The organism is Acinetobacter sp. TR3 (assembly GCF_027105055.1).
Taxonomy (GTDB): Bacteria; Pseudomonadota; Gammaproteobacteria; order Pseudomonadales; family Moraxellaceae; genus Acinetobacter.
Window position 1 is genome coordinate 2,055,927 of sequence record NZ_CP114264.1, and the last position, 26,571, is coordinate 2,082,497.

The window sequence follows — 26,571 nt, forward strand, 5'->3', positions numbered from 1 at the left end:
CTTATTTAAACTGTTCTATTTTATCACTTCTGATACACAAGCGTTCATCGTTTTTGCGACAGCAACGCCTGTTAATGCTGTTCTAGCTTTTGAATCCACTGCCGCTAAAGCAAGCTCTGATGGAGATAATACAGTAGGTGCATTTTTACCAACACATTTACAAATTTGCTTTTTTTTCTGTTGTTTTTGGTTCTTGGTCATTAATTTACTCGCAACTTTCCAATCCGCGGAATCATCAAGATCATGTTTACATTTTGTTTGGGCAGCAACTTGAATGGCTGAATTTACCATGTGGGAACTATGTTGCTCGGCATTTTGCGCTACACATAATGATGAGATAAAAGTCAAAACTAAAGCAAAAAAAATTTATGGTTATACATGCACTCACCTTATTGTATTATTTATAATGAGTTTTAAATCTTATTCTACATTTCAGATAACATAATTAAAGTTTACAAAATAAACATAACCTTATTGCGATCAATTGAAATAAGACCAATGTAATCACCAGTCTTATCTCTAAACTCATTATTTTCTCAACACCTCTGCGACACAGGCATTTACTGTTTTAGAAACAACTTGATTCACAATCGTTGCACGTGCCGTAGGATCAATCGCAGCTGTTGCCAATTCAATCGTCGTTACACTATTTGGTGCTTTTTCACTAACACAGCCACATACATTCGTCTGAATGTTTTCACGTTGCTCAGATGTCATTAAACGAGTTGCTGTTTTCCATGCGGGTAATGTATGTATTTCATTAATACATTTCGCATTCACTGCAATTTTTAATGCCGTCACACCCAACTGCTGAGATGTTGTTGCAGTGGAATTATTAGTATTTGGCGCAACACAACCATTTAAAGCAAATAACATAGGCACAATAAAAAATAATTTTTTCACGAACTCAAACCTGTATCCAAAATTTTAGCACGCGTATTGTGCCTAAAGGATCACTTGAAAGAAATGACTGTGTAGATTCTTTACATAATATAACAATGACGTTGTATTCCACTTACTGTTCCAAGCATAAAACGCTCTGTTACATATACGCTGTATATGAAGAAAAATGAGCTATTTAAAATTGTAAAACTCATATCTCACCGCTAGGATGTTGCGATGTCAACCTCAGCACAATATTACACACGCACAGCGCAAATTTTACACTGGCTGATGGCGGTTATTTTTATCACTGCTTGGCTGATCGGCTTTTATAGTGGCAATTTTCTCAGCTATGACGTTGATGGAAGCTTTAAAGGGAATGTTATTACACTACATAAAAATATAGCGACCACCATTATCTTTCTGGTTGTGATTCGAATTTTTTGGCGTTATACCCACCCTGCACCACAGCTACCTGACACAATGTCTCCGACCATGAAAATATTGGCACATGTTGGGCATTTCTTATTATATCTCATGCTACTCGCACTACCCATTACAGGCTGTTTATTTAGTTGGAGTGCTGGACATCCAGCTCCTGTTTTATATTTATTTGAAATTCCTCGCTTAGTTCAAGACAATCCTGACCTGCTTGAAATCGTGAAACCATTACACATTTATCTTTCTTGGTTTGCAGGTTTACTTATTGTTGGTCATGCTTTAGCAGCAATAAAACATCACATCATTGATAAAGATAATGTCTTATTGAGTATGTTGCGCCAACCTAAATAAATCCTGACACATAAAAAAACCGCTTAACGCGGTTTTTTTACATTTAAATCTTTTTCACTTCCGCAATCCATTTCTGTTTCTCGTCATCAGAAATAAAAGATGCCTCAAAAGAGTTAATTGCGAGTTGCTTAAGCTCATCATTCGATAAATCTAAAGCCTGCTGAATTGCTACAAAGTTATCATTCATATAACCACCGAAATATGAAGGATCATCCGAGTTTACAGTAACATGCACACCCTTTTGTAATAAACGGCGAATGTTGTGCTCACCCATGTCTTTTACAACACAAAGCTTTAAGTTACTTAAAGGACAAACTGTTAAAGGCATTTTCTCAGCGATTAAACGCGCCATTAAGCGCTCATCTTCTTCAGAACGCACACCATGATCAATACGGTTTACTTTTAACAAGTCTAAAGCTTCCCAGATATATTCTGGTGGGCCTTCTTCACCCGCATGTGCCACGATCAAGAAACCAGCTTCACGGGCTTTAGCAAATACACGCTCAAATTTTGCTGGAGGATGTCCAACTTCACTCGAATCTAAACCAATTGCAATAATGTCATCTTTAAATGGCAAGGCTTGCTCAAGTGTTTCAAATGCTTTTTCTTCACTTAAATGACGCAAGAAGCACATGATCAATTGAGAACTAATCCCTAATTTTTCCTGAGCATCTTTACAAGCACGCTTTAAACCTGCAAGCACTGTTGCAAATTCAACCCCACGCTCAGTATGTGTTTGTGGATCGAAGAACATCTCTGTATGCACGACACGATCTTCAGCACATTTCTCAAAATATGCCCAAGCCAGATCATAAAAATCTTGTTCATACACCAGCACGTTCGCACCAGCATAATAAATATCTAAAAAAGATTGAAGATTATGAAAGTTATACGCTTGCTTTACTTCTTCAACCGATTGATAAGGAATCTGAATCTGATTACGCTGTGCAATTGCAAACATCAGTTCTGGTTCAAAAGTCCCTTCAATATGCACATGCAATTCGGCTTTGGGTAAAGCACGAATCAGCTCGACTTGATTCATATTAACTCCACGTCTAAATAAAAAAGGGTGTTGCCTGTTCGGTACACCCTCTAAAGGTTTTATCAATAACTTTTAAATGGCTTAGCCGCCAAATGCAATAAATTTAAATACCCACAGTGCAGCAATAATCCAAACCATGTAAGGAACGGTCTTTGCCTTGCCCGTAAATAACTTAACCAATGCATAACTGATAAAGCCCATTGCAATACCATCCGCAATTGAATACGTAAATGGCATAAATACAATCGTTAAAAATGCAGGCACTGCTTCTGTAATATCATCCCAATCAATATGTGTGATTCCTTGAATCATCAACACACCGATAAATAATAATGCAGGAGCTGTTGCAAAACTTGGAACAGATTGAGCTAACGGTGCCAAGAATAAGCAGCCAATAAATAAGAATGCAACGACAACAGCAGTCAAACCCGTACGACCACCCGCAGCAACACCCGATGCAGATTCAATATAAGGCGTGGTTGAAGATGTACCTAATGCTGCGCCTGCAACAATTGCTGTTGAATCAGCGAACAACGCTTTCTTCAAACGAGGTAACTTACCATCTTGTAGTAAACCTGCACGGTGCGATACACCAACTAAAGTCCCTGTACTATCAAATAAATCGACAATAAAGAAGACAAAAATCACCCCAACCATACTTGCAGTAAATAGACCTTCAAAATCCATTTGCATAAAGGTGGGTGCAATCGATGGAATCTGTCCAACAACACCTTTAAATTCATTTAAGCCTAAAGCTGTCGCTATTCCAGTCACAGCAAGAATACTAATGATGATCGCACCACGAACTTTTAACTGGTGTAAAACCACAATCATTAAAAAGCCAAATAAAGCCAGTAAAACCGTAGGTTGCTTAATATTTCCCAGACCAACTAAAGTCGCTGGATTGTCTACAATGATGCCTGCATTTTTAAGCGCAATGAGGGCAAGGAATAAACCAATACCGCCACCAATCGCAAATTTAAGCGACATAGGAATGGCATTGACAATTGCTTCACGAATTTTAAAAAAGCTGATTGCCAAAAAGACTAAACCTGAAACAAAAACAGCCGCAAGCGCCGTCTGCCAAGGTACACCCATGCCTAAACAGACCGAATAGGTAAAATACGCATTTAGGCCCATCCCCGGTGCAAGTGCGATTGGATAATTGGCAACAATCCCCATTACCAAGCAACCAATAGCAGCAGCTAAACAGGTTGCAACAAACACAGCACCATGATCCATTCCAGTTTCGGAAAGAATAAGTGGGTTTACAATAATGATGTAACACATCGTCAAAAATGTAGTTACACCCGCTAGAACTTCTGTTCTGAAGTTGGTTTTGTTCTCACTTAATTTAAATAAGCGTTCTAAAACACCAACCGAAGCATTAGGCGTTGTCATAACATAGCACCTGTTAAAATCTGAGATCTTAGGAATTGAAATCTATACACTTGCATTTCAATCTTTTTTGAATTTGCGAAATGGCATACACAACGATAAAGCAATCTCTATGCCAGCCGAATGCTTGTGACACCGACAAGATGTATAAATCTGACCCGCTATCAAAATGTAAAAAGCTGCATAACGAGATGCAGCTTTTTATTCAATGGTAAATATTTTAACAGATTCTAAGCAAAACTTGATGGCTTCAAATCAAAAAAAGCCTAGTTATCATACATCCTAGAAAGACACATACACTGAATTGCAATAATTATTGATTAATATCAATGACTATTGATTGTTCTTATACGATGACAAATGTGTATGCTTGGTATAATTAGGATTATTCTGGATCATATGCAAACTGTGTTCCGCATCATTTACAATTTTCGTAAGCTCTTGGCGTCTTTTATCTTGGGCATCTACATATGCAGCATAACCCAAAACAACAATCGAACAAACAACAAGCAATGGAAGGAATATCTTCATTATTATTATCTCTATTGTATGCTTTTCTTGAATATTAACAATAATAAACAAAAATGAGAATTAATTAACATTAAATAATCACAAATTAGAAATAATTCACAATTATATGATTGTTTATAAATTGATTTTGTACATTTTTCACCCAAATAGATCTTAAATTATTTATATTCTTAAAGCAATTCCATTTTATATAATTCAATAAGATAGATCGAAATTTAAGTATTTTTATAACATTTGTTAAAATTAAAGATGGATTATTATCAAAAATCAAATAAAAAAGCATCTTTAGTTTAACTAAAGATGCTTTTACTCATATGCGATCTAAACAAGTTTAAAACTGATAATTCAATCGAACTAGAACATTACGTGGTGTTCCAGGCATTGACTCTGAGCGCCAATAGTCTTTATTGGTTAGGTTATTTACAGCAATAGTCACATTCCATGGATCAGCACTATAGCCAATTGCAGCATCTAAACGCGTGAATCCTTGAAAATCGATAGGCTTATTATCTAAACTGCCATTTGAATATATCTTCGCATCACCGACATAAGTTGCTCCGATTTCACCATAGATTTTATCTGTAGGTAAATAACGCACGAATACGTTGCCTGTATGACGTGGTGTATTGTTCAACACCTTACCAATATTTGCGGTCTTATTGTCTTTTGTCACCTCAGTGTCCATATAGCTATAGCCTCCCCGTACAAACAAGTTATCTAAAGCACGTCCAATAAAGCTAAACTCTATCCCTTTAGACTGATGCTGTCCCCCAACAACCCATTCTTCTGGTTTGTTTACTGGATCAGGCTGGTAACGAATATTATTTTTACGGATATCATAGACCGAAAGCTGGGTATTCAATCGATCATTAAGCCAATCACTTTTTACCCCAATTTCATATTGTTCGTTATATTGTGGTTTGGCATCAAAAGCATTTAACTTGCTATCTCCAGAGACCACATTAACACTGACACGCCCACCAAAAGGTGCGAAGCTTTTGCTATAGGAAGCATAAAAACTTTGGCTCTCTATCGGTTGCCAAATAAAACCAACATTCGGACTAAAGCTTTCGCCATCGATACTACGATGATAATCCAAAGCATCACTAGTCTTCAGACGATTGGTTGTTTCGGATTGAAAATAGTCATAACGACCACCCAACATGATTTTAAAATAATCATTGAAACTTATTAAGTCCTGAACAAATAGACCATAAGCTTCATTCTGATAGTAATTATGGGTTCTAATATTTAAATCACCTGTCCCTCTAGAACTGGTTCGATCTCCTGTTAACGGGTTTACATAGCCGTATATGGCAGAACCATTTTTATTTTGGTTTGCTAAAAGTGGTTCTCGTTGCTCGTATGTCCAGTCAGCACCAACCAATACGTTGTGTTTGAGAGCACCTGTATCAAACTCTCCACGTATATCAAAAGTGTTACTGGTGGTTTTGTTATTGGTTTGCTGCCAATAATAAATTTGCGAAATTTCACCAACATGCCCCTTACATGAACCCGCATTTGCAATCACGGTATTTTCAGTAGTGCAAAGTCCTCCCAAGTAGAAATGATCAAAGTTTTGTTGAGCCTCTCGGTAGCTCACAGCCCAGTGAAAATTCCATTTTGGCGCAAATTCATAATTCAAATCAGAACGAGCAACCTGTAAAATATCATTTACATAATCGCCCTCTTGTGCGAAACCTGTTTTGATGGAAGTGCCTTGAGGAAGGGCAGAAAATGATGGACCACGATCAGGCACTCGATGTAACTTATCGTAGGTATATTGCATTGTCCAAGTGAGACCTTCATCATTTTTATAGGTAAAGCTTGGTGACAACATTTCAATTTTATTTTCAATTCCTGAACGAAAACTATCTGATTCGCCATACTCTCCTGTCAAACGTAATGCGAGGTTATCCGTTACAACTTGATTCAAATCAACAGTCGTACCATAGTTATCGTACGAACCCGTATAAATACCAACTGAGCTTTTAGAGTCAAAGTTGGCAAATTTACTGACCATATTGATCACCCCACCGCCTGAACTACGTCCATAAAGCACAGAAGATGGTCCCTTCAATATTTCAATACGCTCAATATTTGCAGTACTACGGCGAACTTGACCACTTTCACGAATACCATCACGATAGATATCGCCAGTATCTGCATTAAATCCCCGAAGATTAATACCATCTCCACGCATGTCATAACTTGTTGATACACCAGGTGTTCCCTGCAACATGACACTTAAATCATTTGCACCATAGATTTTATATTTCTGAACATCAATGGTATCAATCGTTTGAGGAATATCTTTTTTCTTTAGTCCATTTCGAGTCACACTGGCTTGATCATAATCAATGTAACTTTTGATTGGATCAAGCTCACTCATCGCTTCAATTTTAATGGTTGGCATAACCGCAGCCTGAGTATTGTTCACGTTGGCAAATAAGTACTGCGCTTGTAAGAGCATTAAGCTTAATGCACTAAATCTAAAAATAGGCTTGTGAGAGAGCGTAACATATCGAGATGTCATAAAAATTCCAAACAAAAAACAGACAAATATTAAGAAAAACTTAAAATATAAAAAACAATACAATATTAATGAAAATAATTCTTATTTTCATCATATTTTACATAAATTCTTTGCCTCAGCTTATTTAGCAGTCAATTTTTATGAAATCATGCTCTTTAATAGCGCATAACTGATTAAAAAATATTTTTTAAATCTGAGGCTTATTTAAGCTAAATTCCATTTTTCTACACAATTTTACATTAGGCTACATGCAAAATAATTTGATTCTTTTTTGGGGTATTTAAAATGAAACATCCTCTCTACTATGGAAAATTAAGCGCACTCAGTTCGGCATTACTCAGTATAAGTTCTTCAATTTTTGCTGCCGATACCAACACAACGCCTCCATCTGCCGAACCAGTAGTTCAAACTTTACCTACTCTTTCTTTTAAAGCGTCTGCAGAGCCACAAAAACAAAAAGATGATGACATCAGTGCAGTTCCAAAGACAGTGATTACCCGAGATGAAATGCTGCAATATGGCGATCAATCCGTCATGGATGCTTTACGCCGTGCGGCAGGTTTTCAACTTCCAACGCCTGGACAAGGTCCTCGCGGTGGTAGCGGTGCTTCTGGAATGCGTTTTCGTGGTGGTGCTGGCCCGATATTCTTAATCAATGGTGAACCAGTACAAGGTGGTCCTCGTGGTGGGATGTCTATTATTGACACCATTACCCCTGAAATGATTGAACGTATTGAGATTGTTAAACAACCAAGTGTTGCTCAAGCTTCAGTTGCATCATCGGCAGTGATCAATATTATTTTAAAAGAACCACTGGATAATCGTATAAGTGGTTCAGTAAAAGTAGGTTACGGTCTACGCAATAGTAATCAGCAAGAATCTGAAAATAAACAAATTAATATTCAAGCTGATGGTCGTGACAATGCATGGTCATATAGTGTATCTGCAAATCAAATGTGGATTGATAATACGTCACTCACTAAAACTGAGACGGCAACTGGAATACGTGAACAAGCACGTACTGTCAATCGCACCATGCAAATGTTTGCCCCTCGCTTGCAATATGATCTTGATGATCAACAAAAGTTAAGCGCTGAATTATTCTATCGCAATATTAAAATGGATGGGTACTCAGCAAATCAAACTCAAGATGATAAAAATGATAGCATCCGTTTAAATACACGCTATGAACGCAAAGACAAAGATCTCAGCGATAAAATCAAATTATCTGTTGAACGCCAAACAGAAACTCAACTGACACATTCACCTCAAAATACCATTTACACGGATGAAACCATTAATGAATATGGTTTAGCTTATGATGGTATGCGTAAATTAGACCCAGATCGTCAAATTAAATTTGGGGCTGATCTACGTAGTAATAATCTAGATAGTAATGTAAGCGAAAGTTTAGACGAACAACGCTATGCTTTATATGCTGAAGGAAGCTGGCATTTTACAGATCGACAAACGATTACCTTAGGTGCGCGCCAAGAATGGTTAAATCGCTCAGGTCTAGTCGATTATCAAGATCAGCATTTGAGTCCAGTACTGGCTTATCGTTTTGATCTGACCGAACAATGGTCAATTCAAACAAATCTCAGCCAAGCATTTAACACACCAAAAACCGAACGTCTCATTTCTAATGTGACTGTTTCTACAGATAGTGATGCTGGTTCATTAAACAATCCAGATCGTGGTGGAAATCCAAACTTAAAACCAGAAAAAACCCGTGCTGCTGAATCAACACTGGCATATGACTCAGCGAATGGTGGTATGAGTTTAACTGCATATCATCGCGAAATTAAAGATTACATCGAAAAGGTGATTGCCCTTGAAGGCTCTCGCTATGTTGAACGCCCACAAAACCAAAATGAAGCAACAACTTACGGCGTTGAGCTTTCTGGGCGTTATGCGTTAAAACAAACAGATGCGGGTCATTCATTTATGCTGAATGGTCAAGTATCAACCATCCGTGCCAAAGTTGAAGATGAACAACACAATCAACGTTTAGTGAGTGATGTTGCACCCTATAATGCAAGCGCAGGTTTATCTTATAACTTTAAGCCTTGGCAACTTTCTACCAGTATCAATGTGAGCTATACCCCTGAATTCACTCGCGGCTTAGATAATCAACCTTATGATCGAACCACCAATGAACGCTTTGGTGTAGATCTGAGTGCAACTAAACGCTTTACTCATGGTTGGGCAGCAAGTTTGAATCTGAACAATGTATTAAGCACGGATTATAAAGAACGATTGACCAATCAGTCTGATGGTAGTTTATATCAAGCAAGAACAAACCAAGGCATGCCTAGTTTCCAATTTTCTCTAGAGAAAAAATTCTAACTTTTCTGCCTAGACTAAGTTGATTCATGATTAACAAAAGCCAGCTATGAAAATAGCTGGTTTTTTAGATTTCAAAATAGATATTAAAAATCTAACTATGAGAATTTTCGATATTGGGAATGCTATGATCTGCATATTATTTTCTTTAATGAATAAAGGATAATATGAGAGCCGAACTCAAAGCCAAAATCCTGCAGGTCTGCGATGAAAAAATTGCAAAAAAAGGCAGTAACGTCGGACTTTCTTTTTATGCTTTCTTTGCCAATAAAAATGATGATCCTGAATGCTTAATGGAAGCTGCCCGTTGGTGGATCATTGAACATCGACTTGATCATTTTGAAAAAGCTGACAAGATTAAAGCACTGGTCTTAGCCCAATCTGATTAATCCAAAGATTTAATACACATCACGTTGATAACGCTGTTGCTGCTTAAGCAGTTCTACCTGTTCATGCCCTAGAATCTCTTTTAGTGCTTGATCAACACCGCTCGCCATGCCTTGTAAACTACCACAGACATATATCGCTGCGCCTTGTGCAATCCATGCTTGTAATTGAACCGATTGTTTTCTTAGACAATCTTGAACATAGACTTTTTCAGCTTGATCACGTGAAAAAGCATAATCCACCTGATCCAGAAAACCATGCTGCTGCCAATACCGAATCTCTGTTTGGTATAAATGATCAAACTGCTGCTGTCTTTCACCAAAAATCAGCCAATTGTTTTTATATCCCCAATGCTCACGTTGACGTAAATGTGCAACTAGACCTGCGATTCCCGTACCATTACCGATTAAAATCAGTGGTCGCTCATCATGAGCTAAATGGAAACTTGGATTATGGCGTATATTGGCTTGCAGCAATTGGTCTTGCTCTAACCCCACCGTCAACCAACCTGAACCTAGTCCTAAACCTGATTCAGTCTGTTGCTGCCTCACCACCAATTCGATTAAACCATTTTCAGGTAAGCTCGCAATCGAATACTCACGTTGAGCTAATGATTCAAACTGTGCAATCCATTCTGCGAATGAAAGCGAAGCTCTAGGCGGTAATTTTCTTAAATTTAAGCGGCGTAGTTGAGGGATGAAATCCACTGCATCTTTTTGCTGTTGTGCTGCTAAAAAATCGTGAATATCAGCCGTATTATTTTCACATTGAATTTCTAAAATATCACCTGATGACCAAACCAAATCTTGTTCAGGAATCAATTGGATTTTATAAATTGCTTCCCCAATACTGCCTCTATTCAAACATTGGCGATGAGCAAATCTTAATTCCACATGCTCTTTTTCAAGAGATAGCGCTGAAAATTGAGTGGTGGTTAATTGCTCCAGACCAAGCAACCATTGTTCTAAATCACGACTATTAAGCTGATCGACACAAACAGTCGAAAATAGAGCCTGAGCTTGCTGCTTCAATAACCATTGTTCTAGTGTTTTTCCAAACTGACAAAAATTCGCATAGCGTTGATCACCCAATGCAAGCACTGCAAAGGATAAATGCGATAAATCTAAAGATTGGGACAATATTTTATGGACAAATGACTGGGCGGCATCAGGTGCATCCCCTTCGCCATAAGTACTCACCACCCATAAAATATGTTGATGTTGGGTTAAATCAGCAATACTCAGTTCTTGAATATTTCGAATTGCAGTGTGATGATCAATTAAACGCAATTGTTCAGCCGTATGCTTTGCCCAAGATTCAGCATGACCTGATTGACTTGCATACACCACTAAATAAGCAGGATGATCTTGATTGGCTTTTTGCTTCGCATGACGTTGTTGCCATAACAACCAAACGATTATAAAAAGATGTAGACTCAATAATATTGCCAATATCACAATAATCGTCAGTACAGCTTGAGTCATCCTTTCACCTTAAATAGCAGACCAAATGAGCAGAATAATTGCCGATAAACTACATGCTGTTAAAAGCAGATGTGTCACTAAACGGGTTTTAATAGTCAGAAACAGGATATAACCTGCCAACGACAATAAAATAATGATGATTGCACTGATATCAATTAACCAATGCCAAGCTGTTCCAACGTTTTTGCCACGATGTAGATCATTTAATAGTGAAACAGGAGTAGCTGATTTTTGTGTAATTTCAACATCACCATTATCGAGCAACACCCACAAGTCGGTTGAACCTGCGGGGCTTTCGAGACGAATCATGACTTCACCATCCATCACTTCGCTACTTTTATAACGACCAATCAAAGGTTGTTTTGTACGAACATATTCCACAATACTTTGGCTTGGATTCTCTTGTTTTTGCAGAGACGCAACCAAGGTTGGCGGTAAAGTGAATGTGGTCGTTTGCTCTGCATTTTTTGATTTAAACCAATCAGGATTATTGAGAAATAAACCTGTAGCAGCAAAGAAGATCAAAACGATAAAGGCAAAGGCAGAAAGCCAACCATGCACATAACGTGCATGGCGGTAAAAATCACGGCGCTGATACAAGGGACTAGCCTCATAGATGGAGTGATGCTAAAGCTTAAGCACCACGTTGGAAATTCAATTTAACTGTACCAATTTCTGCTTGAGCAGGCAGCGTTTGTGTTGCAGCTTTTGGTGTGACATTCAACTCAATGGTTTGATAAGAATGATCACCATGCTCACGCGAAGTTTCAATATGGATAATATATTTACCTGCATTCACTATTTTACCCGCTTCATCTTTACCATCCCAAGCCAACTTATACTGTCCTGGTTGACGTGAAGGTTTTGCAACAGCATCTAAGTTTGGCATTTGACGACCATATCGACGCCACCAAACATAGTTAGAGTTAATCCACTTCTCATCTTTACCCCAGACAGCCAGTGTACGCACAATCTTTTTATCACTATCTGTTACCCAAACCGAGACATAAGGCGCACGGTAGTTGTCTACTGCGATCTTTGGAATATTCACTTCTAACTGAGCTTGATAGCCTTTTGGCCAAGCTGTTGCTGCACCATTCGCTGCAACATGACGCATCATTCCAGGTTGATTGGCATCCATTAAAGATGACCATCCTGAACTTTGATAACGTGTGCCATCAGTTGCAACAAGTTGAGCCTCATAACCGACGAGTTGTTCAATCAGTTGCATCCCCTCATGTGCAGGCATTGCAGTTAATGCGGTTGCTAATGCATCTGAATCAGCAGCACACTGTCCAACCACAACACATTGTTCAACGTTTTGAATCGGTTGTCCTGTATGTGGATTTAACAAATGCGATTGATTTGCGAGTCCACGATAGCCTTGACCACTAAAAGCCACAGCTTGATCTTTAAGGTTGAGTACTTGAGTTGGTGCAACATTATCAAAACGTTCATTCGGGTCTTGTACACCAACTTTCCAACCCGCTTGTTGAGGTGATTGCCCCCAAACACGCATATCACCGCCAATATCAATCAGAATCCCTTGTAAATGTGGTACAGCTTGTTTTGCTGCCAACAAAGCACGGTCAATCACATAACCTTTGGCATAAGCATCAGGTGCAATTTTAACTGCTGAAGGTGTTTTAATTTGTTTCGTTTCAGGATTCAGTTCAATACTTTGCGTTTGTAACTGACGCAGTAATGATTCTTGAGTATTGTCATCCAAGCGTTGGACTTGATTGCTTTGTTCCCACAACTGAATCAACTGCCCTAAACGCGCATCAAAACCACCACATGTTGCACTGCGCCATTGCTCACAAGCCGCAACAACCTCATAAAGTTCAGATGAAGCAGAAATTTGGTGTTCACGATTTAATTGGCTAATTTCACTATCAGCACGCCAAACTGAAAGAATTTGATCAAGTCGAGCAATTTCTGTCTGAATCGCTTGTAATGCCTTTTCTGCATCTTGTTGCTGAGATGTAGTGACCACAACATCTAAAGATGTACCTAGCACATGATCTTGATGAAAACGATAACTTGGTGCTTGAGCTGACTCAGATAACTGTTGTATTGCATTTTCACTGAGACTCGGCTCATTTGCTTGAGTCGCCGTGATTGGTGACATGAATACAGCCAACGCTGCCATCAACGGTGATAAACGAAAGAGTATCTGTACTGGACGAGAAAGTTGTTGAGTTGATGACATACTAGGGTTCCATTCTCCAAGATTTACCTAAAATCTATTGATCAATAGATTCAAAATAATGCTCTTAACTTTATCTTAATGCTCATCTTGTTTTCAGCAAAATTTTGGCAGAATGAATGACTATATTACTAAATAAAATCAATGACATTAATCAAAATTAGGCTTCACATAAGCGAGGGAAATATTCTTTTAATTGCCAATCCAAGTGTTTCAGCTTGACGATTAAAAATTTATCGAAATAATATTGCAATTGATACTCGTTATCAAGTAGATTGTCACAAATCTTGTGCGTTTTGCTTATTTATCTTTTAAGGAATTCTTCATGCGTCATTTGGTTACGATTGCATTACTTTCTGCATTACCAACATTAAGTTTTGCCCATACTGCTAGCCCTTTTTTATTGCCAGAAGTATTTGATAGTAAGTCAGACAATGTTAGTTTCCAAAGTAGTATCACTGTAGAAAAATTCTTTGTTCCAAGCAGAAACTTTAAAACGAGTTACCAAGTTACAAGCCCTGATGGAAAGACGACATCACTTAATGCAGCAGCAGAACTGAAAAAGTTTAATATTGCTGAATTCACTTTAGCCAATGAAGGAACCTACCGTATCCGAACCAAAGATGCTGTAGGTAATCCAACCAAATATGCTTTAGTGGATGGTCATTGGTTACGTGTACGCGCACCACGCCCTGCAAATGCATCACCAATGCAACAACCCCAAGCAAATGCTGAACAAAAAGCACCTCAACAAGCGCCTGCGAATCAACCACCTCGTTTTGTTGCTGAAGACCAAGTTCCAGCCAATGCAAAAACAATACAAACCACCAATTATTATATTGCCGAAAGTTTTGTAACGAAAGGCAAACCAAGCCCAACTCCACAAGTTGAAAATAAAGGTTTTGAGTTTAAATTTTTAACACATCCAAATGAATTATATGTTGGTGAATCACTTAAAGCACAAGTTTTAATGGATGGCAAAGCTGTTCCTAACTTAGAAGTTGATGTCTTTAAAGGTGCAAGTAGCTATCAACCAAATGCAAAACGTGAACAACCCCATGTGAAAACCAATGCAAAAGGTGAAGTTGAAGTTAAATTTAATGAAGCTGGTATTTATTTAATTACAGCCGTTTATCCTGAAGCAAACACTGATAATACCAAACAACCTGTGACTCAAACCTATACTTATAGTGTTACTGTAGAAGTGACTGAATAAGTCGATTAGGCACTTACTTGCTGTAAGTGCCTTTCTTTCACCTTGTTATAAAATACAATTCATTTTGATCATAAAAATAGTATTTTGTTTTAAAACGAATACTTACCCTGTTTTATGACTTCAAAAAAAACCAGTGATGCAGGCATCTTTTTATGGATGGTTTATCAAACCATGTAAAAGATGAATCTAGACGCAGCAGCCATTTTTGCCAGTGTACATTTACCCGATCAAGCTCCTGATAAATTTGTCCGCCGTGATAATTCAACTCAATCACGTTTTTGGCATGCAGCAGCAGAAATCAGTCGAGATCAAAATGTTGGTTTGCATATTGCATCAATGTTCCCGCCTTTCGTGGGCAAGTAATTGAATATCTTTTTCTCAGTAGCCCAACCTTTGGCGAAGGTCTAAAAAGAACGATTCGCTATCAAGCATTATTGACAGACGCAATGTCATTTAAGCTTTTATTCAAAAATGAAACGACTACAATTATTTCTGGTCTTAATCATCCAATTCGACATTATTTAGAATGTGAGATTGGAATTTTACTCAATTTTTTAAAATATATGAGTGAAAATACTTTTGTACCGATTGAAATTGGTTTGCCTTATCAAGAAGGTGCAACACAAGAAGAATATTTTAAAGTATGGGGCTGTCCTGTCAAACTCGGACAAACAGATGGTTATATTTGCTTTGATCAACAACTATTAAATATTCCCTCACCTGCATATGAACCTGAATTATTAAAAATCCACGAGCATCATGCAGAATCTCAACTTGAACGCCTTAACAAACATCAACTCATCCAGCAGATAGAAAGAATTCTAGCCAACGGTTTACTAGAATCAGGCGAATTTGACCAAAACATAGTCGCATAACATTTAAATCGTAGCGCTCGCAGCTTAAGGGCTGATTTACATTTACTTAATACTAAGTGATTGCGGGTTATCTTGAACGTTTAGCTAGGAATGGTATTTTCGTAAAGTCTGGTTGCATGAATTTCCAAGCAAAAATAGAAACAGGCCATTTTTCACGCATATTGCTCACCACAAACGCGCACGCCTAAATAGCTTTCATGATGAAGGTTATGCAGAATCCATGTTAAAAAACGCTGAAATGTATAATGAAAAATCAGCACTTATCGGTCTAGCAGCGGCATCAACAATTTTCCTGCCCGTTGCGCCTTTTTTTACTGCTGGTTTGTATTATGGTATTTGGAATTATTGGAAAGTTCATGCCAAATCACACTTAGACCCTGAATACGCCAAGCAACGAATTCCGTGGCATTATGACCACCACATGACCAGTAACCAAAATGCCAACTGGTGTATAACCAAGCCTTGGTTTGACTATATTATGGGAACACGTGTTTTAACTGATGTATCGCATACGGAAACAAACCCTCTAGCCATCAAAATGCCATTATGGTTAGAAAAAAAAGTGAATCGTGTTGCTCGCCGTGTATTACCTAAAGCCTATGCAAAAATTGATGCGAATACTCAACTAGATCAGCACAATTTGCGTCAAGGGATTGAAATCGCTTTGTAAATGATAAAGTGAACATGATTTTAATCTGCCGAGCAAATATCAGCTCGGTTTTTTATTTGATTAATGAGAACTCGTTTTCGACAATAAGTTTAAGATCAGTACACCACTCATAATCAGTACAATCCCAATAATTCCCCAAACATCTAACTTCTGATCAAATACAAACCATGCCACTGTGGTAATCAAAACAATTCCAACACCCGACCATACCGCATAAGCAATACCAACGGGAATTGTTTTCAATGTGAGAGATAAACAATAAAATGCAATCATATAACCGAGTACAACAACAATAGATGCAATCGGCTTAGTGAACCCTTCACTACTTTTTAAAGCAGAAGTAGCAATCACTTCAGCAACAATTGCGATAAATAAAATGAGCCAATTCTTCATTCAATTTCCCATAGATAAATGGTTAAGAACAAAATTAAAAAAAATACCCTCTTATAAAAAGAGGGTATTTTTAACACGTAACTTTATACAAGAATTATGCTGATTTCTTCGCCATATTATTTTTGCGAATGGTGATCATCAATAATTGTACTGCAGCAGGCGTTACACCTGGGATACGACTAGCTTGTGCCAAAGTTTCTGGACGAACTGTTTTTAACTTCAAGGTGATTTCACGTGACAAACCTGAAATCCCATCATATTCAAAATCAGCAGGAATTCGGGTTTCTTCTAGACGTTTCAATTGTGCAACATCTTCATGCTGACGATGAATATAGCCTTCGTATTTCACCGCGATTTCAATCTGCTCACCCACTTGCTCTGAAACTTCAGAACCCGTTAACTCTGCAATTTGACTGAAATTGATATTTGGACGTTTCAGCAAATCGATCGCACTACATTCTTTACTAAGATCTGCACCCGTCATTTCAACGAATTTTTTACCCATTGGGTTATTCGGTGCCGCCCACAAATGTTGTAAACGAGAAGTTTCACGCTCAACCGCTTCCATTTTTTCGCTATATGCAGCCCAACGCTCATCATCCACTAAGCCAAGCTCACGACCAATAGATGTTAGACGTTGATCAGCATTGTCTTCACGCAACATCAAACGATATTCCGCACGCGAGGTAAACATACGGTACGGCTCTTTGGTGCCAAGTGTAATCAAATCGTCAACCAATACGCCCATGTAAGCTTGATCACGTTTTGGTGTCCACTCTTCTTGTTCCCACGCACGGCGTGCAGCATTCAAACCAGCAAGCAAACCCTGTGCCCCCGCTTCTTCATAACCTGTGGTACCGTTGATTTGACCAGCAAAGTACAGATTTTGAATCGCTTTGGTTTCAAGTGTAAATTTCAATGCTTGTGGATTGAAATAGTCATATTCAATCGCATAGCCTGGGCGCAAGATATGCGCATTTTCCATACCACGGATCGAACGAACTAAATTGAACTGTACGTCAAATGGTAATGATGTTGAAATCCCGTTTGGATAAAGTTCATGCGTATCCAAGCCTTCTGGCTCTAAGAACACTTGATGTGAATCTTTATCAGCAAAACGGTGAATCTTATCTTCAATTGATGGGCAATAGCGTGGCCCCACACCTTCGATCACCCCTGTATACATGGGTGAACGATCTAAACCACCACGAATAATCTCGTGAGTTTTTTCACTCGTATGTGTGATATAGCAATTCACCTGTTCAGGATGCATGGATGCATCACCCATAAATGACATTACAGGCGATGGGAAATCACCTGGCTGTGGCGTCATCACAGAGAAATCAACCGTACGCGCATCAATACGTGGTGGTGTACCTGTTTTTAAACGACCTACTGGCAATTTAAGTTCACGCAAACGATGAGCTAATGCAATTGACGGTGGATCGCCCGCACGACCACCACTTGAGTTTTGTAGACCAATATGAATCACACCACCCAAGAATGTACCTGTCGTCAATACCACAGTTTTGGTATCAAAACGGATGCCCATTTGAGTCACAACACCCTTAACGGTATCGCCTTCTACAATAAGATCATCTGCCGCTTGTTGGAAAATATCCAAGTTGGCTTGGTTTTCTAAGGTATGACGAATTGCAGCTTTAAAACGTACACGGTCAGCTTGCGCACGCGTTGCACGAACCGCAGCACCTTTACGAGAGTTTAAAATACGGAATTGAATACCACCTTTATCCGCAGCAAGTGCCATTGCACCACCTAAGGCATCAATCTCACGAACAAGATGTGATTTACCAATACCACCAATCGCAGGGTTACAGCTCATCTGTCCCAAAGTTTCAATATTATGCGTCAACAATAATGTTTGTCTTCCCATACGTGCTGCAGCAAGTGCCGCTTCCGTACCAGCGTGACCGCCACCAATTACGATAACGTCGTAAACTTTAGGATAGTGCATAGTGGTAAATGTGTATTCAAAAAATGACAGAGTATTATACAGGATTTTTCATATTAAGTTGACAAAAACCGTCAATATTCTTATTCACTAGAAATCAATAATCTGCATACAAAACACACAAAAAGAAACCTTCTGTTGCATTTTTCTTCTATGGTTAACAAAGCGCCACACAATCATTAACCTGATCGCCACTGTTTTACTGAATGAATTTCTTATTCTAATTAATGCATAAAATACTTTAGGAAAATGATATGAACAAAAAGTTTTTAATTTCATCGTTTCTTTGTAGCCTATGTTTAGCTCTAACTGCACAAGTAAATGCTAAATCGACTGTTGATGCTCAAGCTCAAAAGTATCAACAAGTTTGTAAAAGCAAAAAACAAGGTGATATAGTTTCTTTTGCTTATAAAGGTGTTGTTTATAATGGCACATGTGAACCGAATGAAGCTGGAAAACTAGCATTACTGCCACCGATGCCTGCTAACAACGCGACACCTGAAACTCAAAGCAAAATTTCAGAAACTCAGTCCGCACCTCGTCCAGTAAGTTCAGTACAAACACCATAGATTTGTGCAAATAGGAAAGTTATAAATATTTAAAATGATAAAAGAATGTGACCTAAGCGCATTCTTTTATCATATTTGATGTGATCAACACACTAAATTCAAAAAAAAGATCTTAAAATTGTAATCTGCCTATTTTATAATCCCTTTAGGCAAGCTGAATCTATTACAATACCCCCAAATACATTTACTTAGGTTTTCCTGTGAACTGGCTACAAATTCATATTACCGTTGATCAAGATCAAGTTGAGCTTACTGAAACACTGCTTCTCTCTCTAGGTGCTGTGAGTGTGACTTTGGATGATGCTGAAGATCAGGCACTTCTTGAACCATTACCGGGTGAAACGCCACTATGGAATAAAGTTATTGTTACTGGAATTTATCAACAAGAAGAAGATGATCCTATTGATGTTGATACCTTAGAGGCTTTCCTCAAAGTGCAACTCCCTAACGTTCCGATGCGTCATGAATATTTAGAAAATCAAGTATGGGAACGCGCATGGATGGACTATTACGAGCCAATCCAAATTGGCGAGAAATACTGGATCGTACCAGAGTGGTTAGAGCCACCTGAAGCTGATGCAACAAATATTAAACTTGATCCAGGTCTTGCTTTTGGTACGGGAAATCACGCAAGTACGTTCCTATGCTTACAATGGTTAGGCAAAACCGATGTAAAAGATAAAATCGTCATTGACTACGGCTGTGGTTCAGGCATTTTAGGCGTTGCAGCTTTACTGCTTGGTGCTAAAAAAGTTTATGCCACTGATATCGATCCTCAAGCAGTATTGGCTACAAAACAAAATGCAGAATTAAATGGTGTACTTGAGCGTCTTTATGTAGGATTACCTGAAGAGTTTGAGCAAGAATTCAAACAACAACAAGCGGACATACTTGTCGCGAATATTTTAGCGGCACCGCTAATGGCACTTGCGCCTGAATTCTCAACTTTATTGAAAAATGAGGGTGAATTCGCACTTGCTGGTGTAATCGAAGAGCAAGTTGCTGATGTTTCTAGTGTTTACTCTGAATTTTTTGATGTATTACAGATCGAAAAACGTGAAGAGAACTGGTGTCGCATCTCAGGAAAACGTAAAACAACAATTTGAGAAATTTGTTCCTTATGAGTGAAAAACAAACCCGCTGCCCTAAATGCTCAACCGTGTATAAAGTAACCCTTTCACAACTTAGCGTTGCACAGGGCATGGTTTGTTGCCCAAAATGTATCATTAATTTTAATGCATTAACGAATCTAATCGATTCTGAAACGGCTGATACAACCCCAACACCACCAAATCGTTCATTATTTTCTTCGATTCAACCCGATAGTTCTTTTGCTGAGAAGCAAATGCAAATTTTGAGTATTTTTGATCAGAAAATTGAGAACTCAAATATTGATTTATTGACTTATTTAAATAATTTAAATTACTTTAATACTGAACCCGTTACAGCATTGCCTAATTTGAACTTATCAGAAGATAACTTATTAATTGACCATGAACAAAATCATAAACAACATGGCTGGCTTTATTACACATTGTGGGGATTAGGCAATATTGCATTAATTCTAGTTTTTGCTTTTCAGATTTTATGGTTCAATCCAAAACTCATGCATGATAGTCCAGCATTGAATCGCATCTTTAACTATGCCTGCAATGTAGTAACGTGCAAAATAAAAAATGAACAATATAAATTTCTTAGTTTTGAAAAAGTAAAAATTAAACGTGTAGGCAAAGATGAAACAAGCTTCACGGGTGTATTAGTAAACCGTCACAAAGATAGTCTTGTGATCCCCTCTATTAAAGTGATTCTAAAAGAAAATGGAGAAGTCATCACCGATATCACGCTAAAGCCACAAGATTATTTAGTGGATAGTTTAAAAAGCATCCAAAGAATCCCAACGAATAGCCCTTTTCGATTCGAATTTACAGTACCAAAGAGTAAAAAAAGCTTCGATGATTATAGTTTAGAAATTGTACAACCTTAAAAGCGTAAAAAAATGACAAAAAAATAAAAAAAAGTGCAGTTAATTTGCTCACTTTTTCGCAGACAGTGGTATGATACGCGCCACGAATGCTTAACCCACTTACTCCTCGTTATTTATAGACAATAAAATCGTTAAACGAACTGTGCTTCTAACACATAAGCGCATTGTTGGTTTTTTTGTTTTTGAAAGTAGGCTGTAACAAATATTTAACTATTGTTACGCTTATTTTTTACACAAATCGAGGATTTGTGGCAAGCTAATAGTCCCTTTGTTTTAGAGTCACTGTTTTAGGATCTAAAACAGGACTCAGTAATTTAGACCACATTTACATATCACTTTATCCAAGTGATATTTTGATTTTTCGGATTAACACGCATGAATAGCAAATCTCCTATTTTTACGGCTCAATCTGATGTCGCTCTTCGCATCCATGTAGATCGCGCAGTTCGTCATTATTTTGCACAATTGCAAGGTGAGCAACCATCTCAAGTTTATGACATGGTTTTAGCAGAAATGGAGAAACCTCTTTTATCTGTGGTCTTAGAATACACTCGTGGCAATCAAACGCGCGCTGCTGAGATTTTAGGCCTTAACCGCGGAACTTTACGTAAAAAGTTAAAAGCTCACGGTTTAATGAGTGAATAATTGATAAAGTGCTCACGTTCTCGTGGGCATTTTTTTTGCCTTTGTTTTTAATCTGTAGACTTCAAACTGTTGACTAGAATCATGACTATCAAACGTGCTTTAATCTCTGTTTCCGACAAAACTGGAATCGTTGAATTTGCTCAAAACCTTGCTGGATTAGGGGTAGAAATCTTATCTACGGGCGGTACATACAAGTTGCTTAAAGACAACAATATCGCTGTAGTAGAAGTTTCTGAACATACAGGTTTTCCAGAAATGATGGATGGTCGTGTTAAGACACTACATCCAAAAATTCATGGTGGTATCTTGGCGCGTCGCGGTCTAGACGAAGCTGTGATGCAAGAACACAATATCGATGCAATTGATCTTGTCGTAGTAAACCTTTATCCATTTGCTGCAACAGTTGCTAAACCAAACTGCTCACTCGCTGATGCGATTGAAAACATCGACATTGGTGGTCCAACAATGGTGCGTGCAGCAGCGAAGAACCATGCTTCTGTGGGTATCATTGTAAATGCTTCTGACTATGATTTAGTCGTTGCTGAATTAAAAGATAATGGTGCACTTTCTTACGAGACTCGTTTCGACTTAGCGGTAAAAGCGTTTGAGCACACAGCACAATATGATGGCATGATTGCATCTTATCTTGGTGCTCGTGTTGGCAAAGCTGAGGGTGAAGCAGATTTATTCCCTCGTACGTTCAATACCCAACTGAATAAAGCTCAAGATTTGCGTTATGGTGAGAACCCTCATCAAAATGCAGCATTCTATGTTGAAGCAAATGCTAAAGAAGCATCAGTTTCAACTGCGAAACAATTACAAGGCAAAGAATTGTCTTATAACAATATTGCAGATACAGATGCGGCACTTGAGTGTGTTAAATCATTTGCAAAACCTGCTTGTGTCATCGTTAAACATGCAAACCCATGTGGTGTTGCAGTTTCATTAGATGGTATCCAAGCGGCTTATGATCTTGCTTATGCAACTGATCCTGAATCTGCGTTTGGTGGCATCATTGCATTCAACCGTGAATTAGACGTTGCAACTGCACAGGCCATTGTGGATCGACAATTTGTTGAAGTGATTATTGCACCAAGTATTGCTGAAGGCGTACTTGAAGTTACTGCCGCGAAAAAGAATGTACGCGTGTTAGTGTGTGGTGAACTTCCTGCGATTGATGCTCGTGCTGCGCAACTTGACTATAAACGCGTGAATGGTGGTTTGTTAGTTCAAGATCAAGACTTAGGTATGATCACCAAAGATGATCTTAAAGTAGTAACTAAACGCGCACCAACTGAACAAGAAATTGATGATCTTATCTTTGCTTGGAAAGTAGCAAAATATGTGAAATCAAATGCGATTGTTTATGCTAAAAATCGTCAAACGATTGGTGTAGGCGCAGGTCAAATGAGCCGCGTAAATTCTGCTCGTATTGCTGCAATCAAAGCTGAACATGCTGGCTTAGTGGTTGAAGGTGCGGTCATGGCATCTGATGCATTCTTCCCATTCCGTGATGGTATTGATAATGCGGCTAAAGCTGGCATTAAATGTATTATCCAACCGGGTGGTTCTATGCGCGATGAAGAAACAATTGCAGCCGCTGATGAAGCTGGTATTGCAATGGTGTTCACGGGTATGCGTCACTTCCGTCACTAAATAATTTGAGTCTCTAGCACAAATCCCCCTAAATCCCCCTTTATAAAAGGGGGACTTACTTTTTATCTAAACTAAAAAGCATGTTCCCCTCCTTCTCAAAGAGGGGTTTGAGGGAGATTCAAAGGGGACTTTTTTATTCTGAACAGGTATATTCTTAAATACGGAAAAAGGAAATAACTTAATAATGAATATTTTAGTTTTGGGTAGCGGTGGCCGTGAACATGCACTTGCATGGAAAATCGCACAAGATTCAAAGGTAACACAAGTTTTTGTTGCGCCAGGTAATGCAGGCACAGCAACCGAAGATAAGTGTCAAAACATTGACATCGATATTTTAAATAATCCTGCCATTATCGAATTTGCAAAAGCAAATGATGTGGCATTGGTGATTGTTGGTCCTGAAGCTCCTTTAGTGAATGGCGTAGTTGATGCAGCACGTGAAGCAGGTTTAAAAATCTGGGGACCGACTCAGTACGCTGCACAGCTTGAAGGTTCTAAAGCATTTGCTAAACATTTCTTAAAACGTCATAACATCCCAACAGCATTTTATGATGTATTTACTGAAGTTGATGCTGCAAAAGCTTATATCGAACAGCATGGCGCACCAATCGTGATCAAAGCGGATGGCTTAGCGGCAGGTAAAGGTGTCATCGTAGCAATGACCAACGAAGAAGCTTTTGCTGCGATTGACGATATGCTTGCAGGTAACAAGTTCGGTGATGCAGGTTCACGTGTTGTGATTGAACAGTTCCTTGCAGGTGAAGAAGCAAGTTTCATTTGTATGATCGATGGCAACAACATCTTACCTATGGCAACTTCACAAGACCATAAACGTATTTTTGAAGGTGACCAAGGCCCAAATACTGGTGGTATGGGTGCTTACTCTCCTGCTCCAGTTGTTACACCAGAAGTATTTGAACGTGTAATGAATGAAGTCATGCGCCCTACAGTTGATGGTATGGCAGCTGATGGTCATGTTTACACAGGTTTCTTATATGCTGGTTTAATGATTGATGAACAAGGTCAACCACGCGTTATTGAATTTAACTGTCGTTTCGGTGATCCAGAAACACAACCGATTATGATGCGCTTAAAATCATCTTTGGTTGATTTGGTTGAAGCGGGTATTGCGGGCAATCTTCCAAAAGAAGCTGAGTGGGATGAACGTAAATCAATCGGTATTGTACTTGCAGCTGGAGGATACCCTGACACTGTACGTAAAGGTGATGTGATTTCTGGTATTGGACAATCTCCTGAAGATACTAAGATCTTCCATGCAGGTACGGCAACGACAGAAGATGGCCATATCATCACAGCTGGTGGTCGCGTTCTTTGTGTAACAGCATTAGGTGATACTGTACTTGAAGCACAGATCAATGCTTTAGAAGTATGTGGTCAAGTAACATTTACAGGTATGCAATATCGTAGTGATATTGGTTACCGTGCGATTGCACGTGAACAAGCTGAATAAGCCTTATCACGATGAAAGAAAGCCTTCTCTGGAAGGCTTTTTTATTCACAAATAGTGCATAAATCAAGCATCTATATTCATTATATAAATAACAAATTCAGAAAAATATATATCCAATTTAAAGTAAACCATTTGCTATCTGTATTCAGAAAAATTTATAAAACTATCATTCATTTATATTTACTTAGAACATAATTTTCCTTAAATAATCATACCGTTAGATTGTGAAGTATCTAGCACAACTACTATAACAAGATCTAAATTATTGGTATGATTGGTAAATTAATAGATGAATTGTTAACTATAGTTAAGATTCTTTTTAATCACTATCATATATTTAGAATATTAATTTTAAATTGTGACATTTCATCTACTTCAAGATTTAGCGTAAGAATAATTTGGTTGGCTCTTCTTCTTAATCTAGTAGCACTAGAGTAGGACAAGAACAATCATCTATTTTTCAATGTTGTAAAACGTCTTAGATTCAAAATCTAAAATAATTTTGGATGATGATGCCAATTTACAACATACAAAACCATTGCGATTCCTGATGCTAGAGGAATGAAGATTTTCTCGGCATTGTTCCGACTAGGATTTATACATGAAAAAGCTGATTAGCCTTTTTTTAAGTGTATCAGTGTTATTACTTGCAGCATGCAGTAAACAGCCTGATACCGCATCTACTGAGCAGAAAGCAAATGCTGGTGGATTACAAACTGTTGTTATGGCATCTACTGGCTCAGATGCTGATATTTGGCGTTATATTGCAACTTTACCTGAAACTAAAGCCGCAGGTATTAAACTTGAAGTCAAAAACTTCACTGACTATGTTGCCATGAATACAGCTGTTGCTAATAAAGAAGTTGATATTAATGCCTTCCAATCTTACGCTTACCTTGTTGCTTTTAATGCGGCAAATAAAGATAAGATTGCACCTGTTTCTACGACTTATTTAGAACCGATGGGTATTTACTCAAGCAAAGTCAAAAAAGTTGAAGAATTTGCTCAAGGCGCAACCATTGCAATCCCAAATGACGGCGCAAATGAATCACGTGCATTGTTACTTTTACAAAGCGCAGGTTTAATCAAATTAAAAGCTGATTTCGATCCTGTGAAAGGCACGCCTGCTGACATTATCGAAAATAGTAAAAAAATCGTAATCAAGCCAATTCAAATGGCGACAGCTGTACGTGTAAAAGACGAAGTTGATGCGATTTTATTAGGTAATACCTTGGCTTTAGAAGGTGGTTTGAACGTTCTTAAAGATGCAATCTATTACGAACCAATTGATCAAAGTACTAAATTGAATGTCAATGTTTTAGCAACTGCTGAATCTCGTAAAGACGATGCAGTACTACAAAAAGTTGGTGCACTTTATCATACAGAAGCTGTGAAAAAATATGTGCAAGAACATTTTGCAGGTACAAAAGTTGATGTAAACAAACCGACAAGCTATCTCAGTGAAGCAAAATCGTAATATAATATTTTCAATGAAACAGGCAAAGATATTTGC

General features: G+C 38.2%; 22 protein-coding genes and 2 pseudogenes. 13 read left to right on the top strand and 11 right to left on the bottom strand.

Translation table 11 applies throughout. The features are described 5' to 3' along the window. Positions 1 to 15 precede the first annotated feature (15 nt). Both O1449_RS09725 and O1449_RS09730 read right to left on the bottom strand, forming a co-directional pair. Positions 16 to 291 (bottom strand): hypothetical protein, encoded by a 276-nt coding sequence (locus O1449_RS09725; RefSeq protein WP_269238192.1) that lies wholly within the window; start codon positions 289 to 291, stop codon positions 16 to 18. A 237-nt stretch (positions 292 to 528) separates the two neighbouring features. Further along, on the bottom strand, positions 529 to 903 hold the full coding sequence (locus O1449_RS09730; RefSeq protein WP_269230020.1) for a hypothetical protein: 375 nt from the start codon (positions 901 to 903) through the stop codon (positions 529 to 531). Positions 904 to 1,119: 216 nt separating this feature from the next. Between O1449_RS09730 and O1449_RS09735 the strand changes: the two genes are divergently transcribed. Next, entirely contained in the window at positions 1,120 to 1,674 is a 555-nt protein-coding gene (locus tag O1449_RS09735; protein ID WP_269230019.1) for a cytochrome b, read from the top strand. Between the two features lie 43 nt (positions 1,675 to 1,717). Here O1449_RS09735 and O1449_RS09740 read toward each other — a convergent pair whose 3' ends face one another. The 4 genes from O1449_RS09740 to O1449_RS09755 form a co-directional block, all read right to left on the bottom strand. Further along, positions 1,718 to 2,716 (bottom strand): adenosine deaminase, encoded by a 999-nt coding sequence (locus O1449_RS09740; RefSeq protein WP_269238193.1) that lies wholly within the window; start codon positions 2,714 to 2,716, stop codon positions 1,718 to 1,720. Between the two features lie 81 nt (positions 2,717 to 2,797). Beyond that, complete coding sequence (locus tag O1449_RS09745; protein ID WP_269230017.1) at positions 2,798 to 4,117, bottom strand: NCS2 family permease; 1,320 nt, start codon at positions 4,115 to 4,117, stop codon at positions 2,798 to 2,800. Between the two features lie 330 nt (positions 4,118 to 4,447). Next, positions 4,448 to 4,645, bottom strand: a complete 198-nt coding sequence (locus tag O1449_RS09750) for a hypothetical protein (RefSeq protein WP_269230016.1) — start codon at positions 4,643 to 4,645, stop codon at positions 4,448 to 4,450. 331 nt (positions 4,646 to 4,976) lie between these two features. Beyond that, positions 4,977 to 7,181, bottom strand: a complete 2,205-nt coding sequence (locus tag O1449_RS09755) for a TonB-dependent receptor (RefSeq protein WP_269238194.1) — start codon at positions 7,179 to 7,181, stop codon at positions 4,977 to 4,979. 285 nt (positions 7,182 to 7,466) lie between these two features. Between O1449_RS09755 and O1449_RS09760 the strand changes: the two genes are divergently transcribed. After that, positions 7,467 to 9,530: a TonB-dependent receptor plug domain-containing protein gene (locus O1449_RS09760; RefSeq protein WP_269238195.1), complete on the top strand. Its 2,064-nt coding sequence runs from the start codon at positions 7,467 to 7,469 to the stop codon at positions 9,528 to 9,530. 164 nt (positions 9,531 to 9,694) lie between these two features. Further along, the gene (locus O1449_RS09765) at positions 9,695 to 9,916 is read left to right on the top strand and encodes a DUF6500 family protein (protein ID WP_269238196.1); all 222 of its coding nucleotides are present in this window, start codon (positions 9,695 to 9,697) and stop codon (positions 9,914 to 9,916) included. 9 nt (positions 9,917 to 9,925) lie between these two features. Here the strand turns inward: O1449_RS09765 and O1449_RS09770 are convergent, their stop codons facing one another. From O1449_RS09770 to O1449_RS09780, 3 genes are read right to left on the bottom strand one after another with little or no spacing between them, the layout of a single operon-like run. After that, positions 9,926 to 11,398, bottom strand: a complete 1,473-nt coding sequence (locus tag O1449_RS09770) for a sulfite reductase subunit alpha (protein ID WP_269238197.1) — start codon at positions 11,396 to 11,398, stop codon at positions 9,926 to 9,928. Between the two features lie 9 nt (positions 11,399 to 11,407). Further along, positions 11,408 to 11,998 carry a PepSY-associated TM helix domain-containing protein gene (locus O1449_RS09775; protein ID WP_269230012.1) on the bottom strand — a complete coding sequence of 197 codons (591 nt, stop codon included), beginning with the start codon at positions 11,996 to 11,998 and terminating at the stop codon, positions 11,408 to 11,410. A gap of 34 nt (positions 11,999 to 12,032) precedes the next feature. Continuing rightward, a complete protein-coding gene (locus O1449_RS09780; protein ID WP_269230011.1) occupies positions 12,033 to 13,610 on the bottom strand; it encodes a DUF2271 domain-containing protein in 1,578 nt (525 codons plus the stop codon). A gap of 322 nt (positions 13,611 to 13,932) precedes the next feature. Between O1449_RS09780 and O1449_RS09785 the strand changes: the two genes are divergently transcribed. The 3 genes and pseudogenes from O1449_RS09785 to O1449_RS09795 form a co-directional block, all read left to right on the top strand. After that, positions 13,933 to 14,823, top strand: a complete 891-nt coding sequence (locus O1449_RS09785) for a DUF4198 domain-containing protein (protein WP_269238198.1) — start codon at positions 13,933 to 13,935, stop codon at positions 14,821 to 14,823. Positions 14,824 to 14,937: 114 nt separating this feature from the next. Beyond that, a pseudogene (locus O1449_RS09790) lies at positions 14,938 to 15,787 on the top strand (AraC family transcriptional regulator ligand-binding domain-containing protein); the annotation flags it as partial. Next, positions 15,787 to 16,368, top strand: a pseudogene (locus tag O1449_RS09795) (hypothetical protein); the annotation flags it as partial. The pseudogenes O1449_RS09790 and O1449_RS09795, both read left to right, overlap by 1 nt. A gap of 60 nt (positions 16,369 to 16,428) precedes the next feature. Here the strand turns inward: O1449_RS09795 and O1449_RS09800 are convergent. Further along, positions 16,429 to 16,761, bottom strand: a complete 333-nt coding sequence (locus O1449_RS09800) for a DMT family transporter (protein ID WP_269230008.1) — start codon at positions 16,759 to 16,761, stop codon at positions 16,429 to 16,431. Between the two features lie 94 nt (positions 16,762 to 16,855). Then, on the bottom strand, positions 16,856 to 18,736 hold the full coding sequence (gene mnmG / locus O1449_RS09805) for a tRNA uridine-5-carboxymethylaminomethyl(34) synthesis enzyme MnmG (RefSeq protein WP_269238199.1): 1,881 nt from the start codon (positions 18,734 to 18,736) through the stop codon (positions 16,856 to 16,858). Positions 18,737 to 18,987: 251 nt separating this feature from the next. Between mnmG and O1449_RS09810 the strand changes: the two genes are divergently transcribed. The 7 genes from O1449_RS09810 to O1449_RS09840 all read left to right on the top strand — a co-directional run bounded on the left by O1449_RS09810 (position 18,988) and on the right by O1449_RS09840 (position 26,535). Next, complete coding sequence (locus O1449_RS09810) at positions 18,988 to 19,302, top strand: hypothetical protein (protein ID WP_269230006.1); 315 nt, start codon at positions 18,988 to 18,990, stop codon at positions 19,300 to 19,302. Positions 19,303 to 19,502: 200 nt separating this feature from the next. Continuing rightward, entirely contained in the window at positions 19,503 to 20,408 is a 906-nt protein-coding gene (gene prmA, locus O1449_RS09815) for a 50S ribosomal protein L11 methyltransferase (RefSeq protein WP_269238200.1), read from the top strand. A gap of 14 nt (positions 20,409 to 20,422) precedes the next feature. Next, positions 20,423 to 21,286, top strand: a complete 864-nt coding sequence (locus O1449_RS09820) for a DUF3426 domain-containing protein (protein WP_269230004.1) — start codon at positions 20,423 to 20,425, stop codon at positions 21,284 to 21,286. Positions 21,287 to 21,661: 375 nt separating this feature from the next. Beyond that, positions 21,662 to 21,931: a DNA-binding transcriptional regulator Fis gene (fis, locus tag O1449_RS09825; RefSeq protein WP_001086304.1), complete on the top strand. Its 270-nt coding sequence runs from the start codon at positions 21,662 to 21,664 to the stop codon at positions 21,929 to 21,931. Positions 21,932 to 22,012: 81 nt separating this feature from the next. Continuing rightward, positions 22,013 to 23,587 (top strand): bifunctional phosphoribosylaminoimidazolecarboxamide formyltransferase/IMP cyclohydrolase, encoded by a 1,575-nt coding sequence (purH, locus tag O1449_RS09830; RefSeq protein ID WP_269238201.1) that lies wholly within the window; start codon positions 22,013 to 22,015, stop codon positions 23,585 to 23,587. Positions 23,588 to 23,771: 184 nt separating this feature from the next. After that, the gene (gene purD, locus O1449_RS09835) at positions 23,772 to 25,058 is read left to right on the top strand and encodes a phosphoribosylamine--glycine ligase (RefSeq protein WP_269238202.1); all 1,287 of its coding nucleotides are present in this window, start codon (positions 23,772 to 23,774) and stop codon (positions 25,056 to 25,058) included. A 601-nt stretch (positions 25,059 to 25,659) separates the two neighbouring features. Next, positions 25,660 to 26,535, top strand: coding sequence for a MetQ/NlpA family ABC transporter substrate-binding protein (locus O1449_RS09840; protein ID WP_269230001.1), 876 nt, complete (start codon positions 25,660 to 25,662; stop codon positions 26,533 to 26,535). Positions 26,536 to 26,571 lie beyond the last annotated feature (36 nt).

What these genes read in the sequence shown, in the direction of transcription:
- O1449_RS09725 (WP_269238192.1), bottom strand. Translation starts at nt 291, where the DNA reads ATGGTAAATTCAGCCATTCAAGTTGCTGCCCAAACAAAATGTAAACAT.
- O1449_RS09735 (WP_269230019.1), top strand. Translation starts at nt 1,120, where the DNA reads ATGTCAACCTCAGCACAATATTACACACGCACAGCGCAAATTTTACAC.
- O1449_RS09740 (WP_269238193.1), bottom strand. Translation starts at nt 2,716, where the DNA reads ATGAATCAAGTCGAGCTGATTCGTGCTTTACCCAAAGCCGAATTGCAT.
- O1449_RS09745 (WP_269230017.1), bottom strand. Translation starts at nt 4,117, where the DNA reads ATGACAACGCCTAATGCTTCGGTTGGTGTTTTAGAACGCTTATTTAAA.
- O1449_RS09750 (WP_269230016.1), bottom strand. Translation starts at nt 4,645, where the DNA reads ATGAAGATATTCCTTCCATTGCTTGTTGTTTGTTCGATTGTTGTTTTG.
- O1449_RS09755 (WP_269238194.1), bottom strand. Translation starts at nt 7,181, where the DNA reads ATGACATCTCGATATGTTACGCTCTCTCACAAGCCTATTTTTAGATTT.
- O1449_RS09760 (WP_269238195.1), top strand. Translation starts at nt 7,467, where the DNA reads ATGAAACATCCTCTCTACTATGGAAAATTAAGCGCACTCAGTTCGGCA.
- O1449_RS09765 (WP_269238196.1), top strand. Translation starts at nt 9,695, where the DNA reads ATGAGAGCCGAACTCAAAGCCAAAATCCTGCAGGTCTGCGATGAAAAA.
- O1449_RS09770 (WP_269238197.1), bottom strand. Translation starts at nt 11,398, where the DNA reads ATGACTCAAGCTGTACTGACGATTATTGTGATATTGGCAATATTATTG.
- O1449_RS09780 (WP_269230011.1), bottom strand. Translation starts at nt 13,610, where the DNA reads ATGTCATCAACTCAACAACTTTCTCGTCCAGTACAGATACTCTTTCGT.
- O1449_RS09785 (WP_269238198.1), top strand. Translation starts at nt 13,933, where the DNA reads ATGCGTCATTTGGTTACGATTGCATTACTTTCTGCATTACCAACATTA.
- O1449_RS09800 (WP_269230008.1), bottom strand. Translation starts at nt 16,761, where the DNA reads ATGAAGAATTGGCTCATTTTATTTATCGCAATTGTTGCTGAAGTGATT.
- mnmG (WP_269238199.1), bottom strand. Translation starts at nt 18,736, where the DNA reads ATGCACTATCCTAAAGTTTACGACGTTATCGTAATTGGTGGCGGTCAC.
- O1449_RS09810 (WP_269230006.1), top strand. Translation starts at nt 18,988, where the DNA reads ATGAACAAAAAGTTTTTAATTTCATCGTTTCTTTGTAGCCTATGTTTA.
- O1449_RS09820 (WP_269230004.1), top strand. Translation starts at nt 20,423, where the DNA reads ATGAGTGAAAAACAAACCCGCTGCCCTAAATGCTCAACCGTGTATAAA.
- fis (WP_001086304.1), top strand. Translation starts at nt 21,662, where the DNA reads ATGAATAGCAAATCTCCTATTTTTACGGCTCAATCTGATGTCGCTCTT.
- purH (WP_269238201.1), top strand. Translation starts at nt 22,013, where the DNA reads ATGACTATCAAACGTGCTTTAATCTCTGTTTCCGACAAAACTGGAATC.
- purD (WP_269238202.1), top strand. Translation starts at nt 23,772, where the DNA reads ATGAATATTTTAGTTTTGGGTAGCGGTGGCCGTGAACATGCACTTGCA.
- O1449_RS09840 (WP_269230001.1), top strand. Translation starts at nt 25,660, where the DNA reads ATGAAAAAGCTGATTAGCCTTTTTTTAAGTGTATCAGTGTTATTACTT.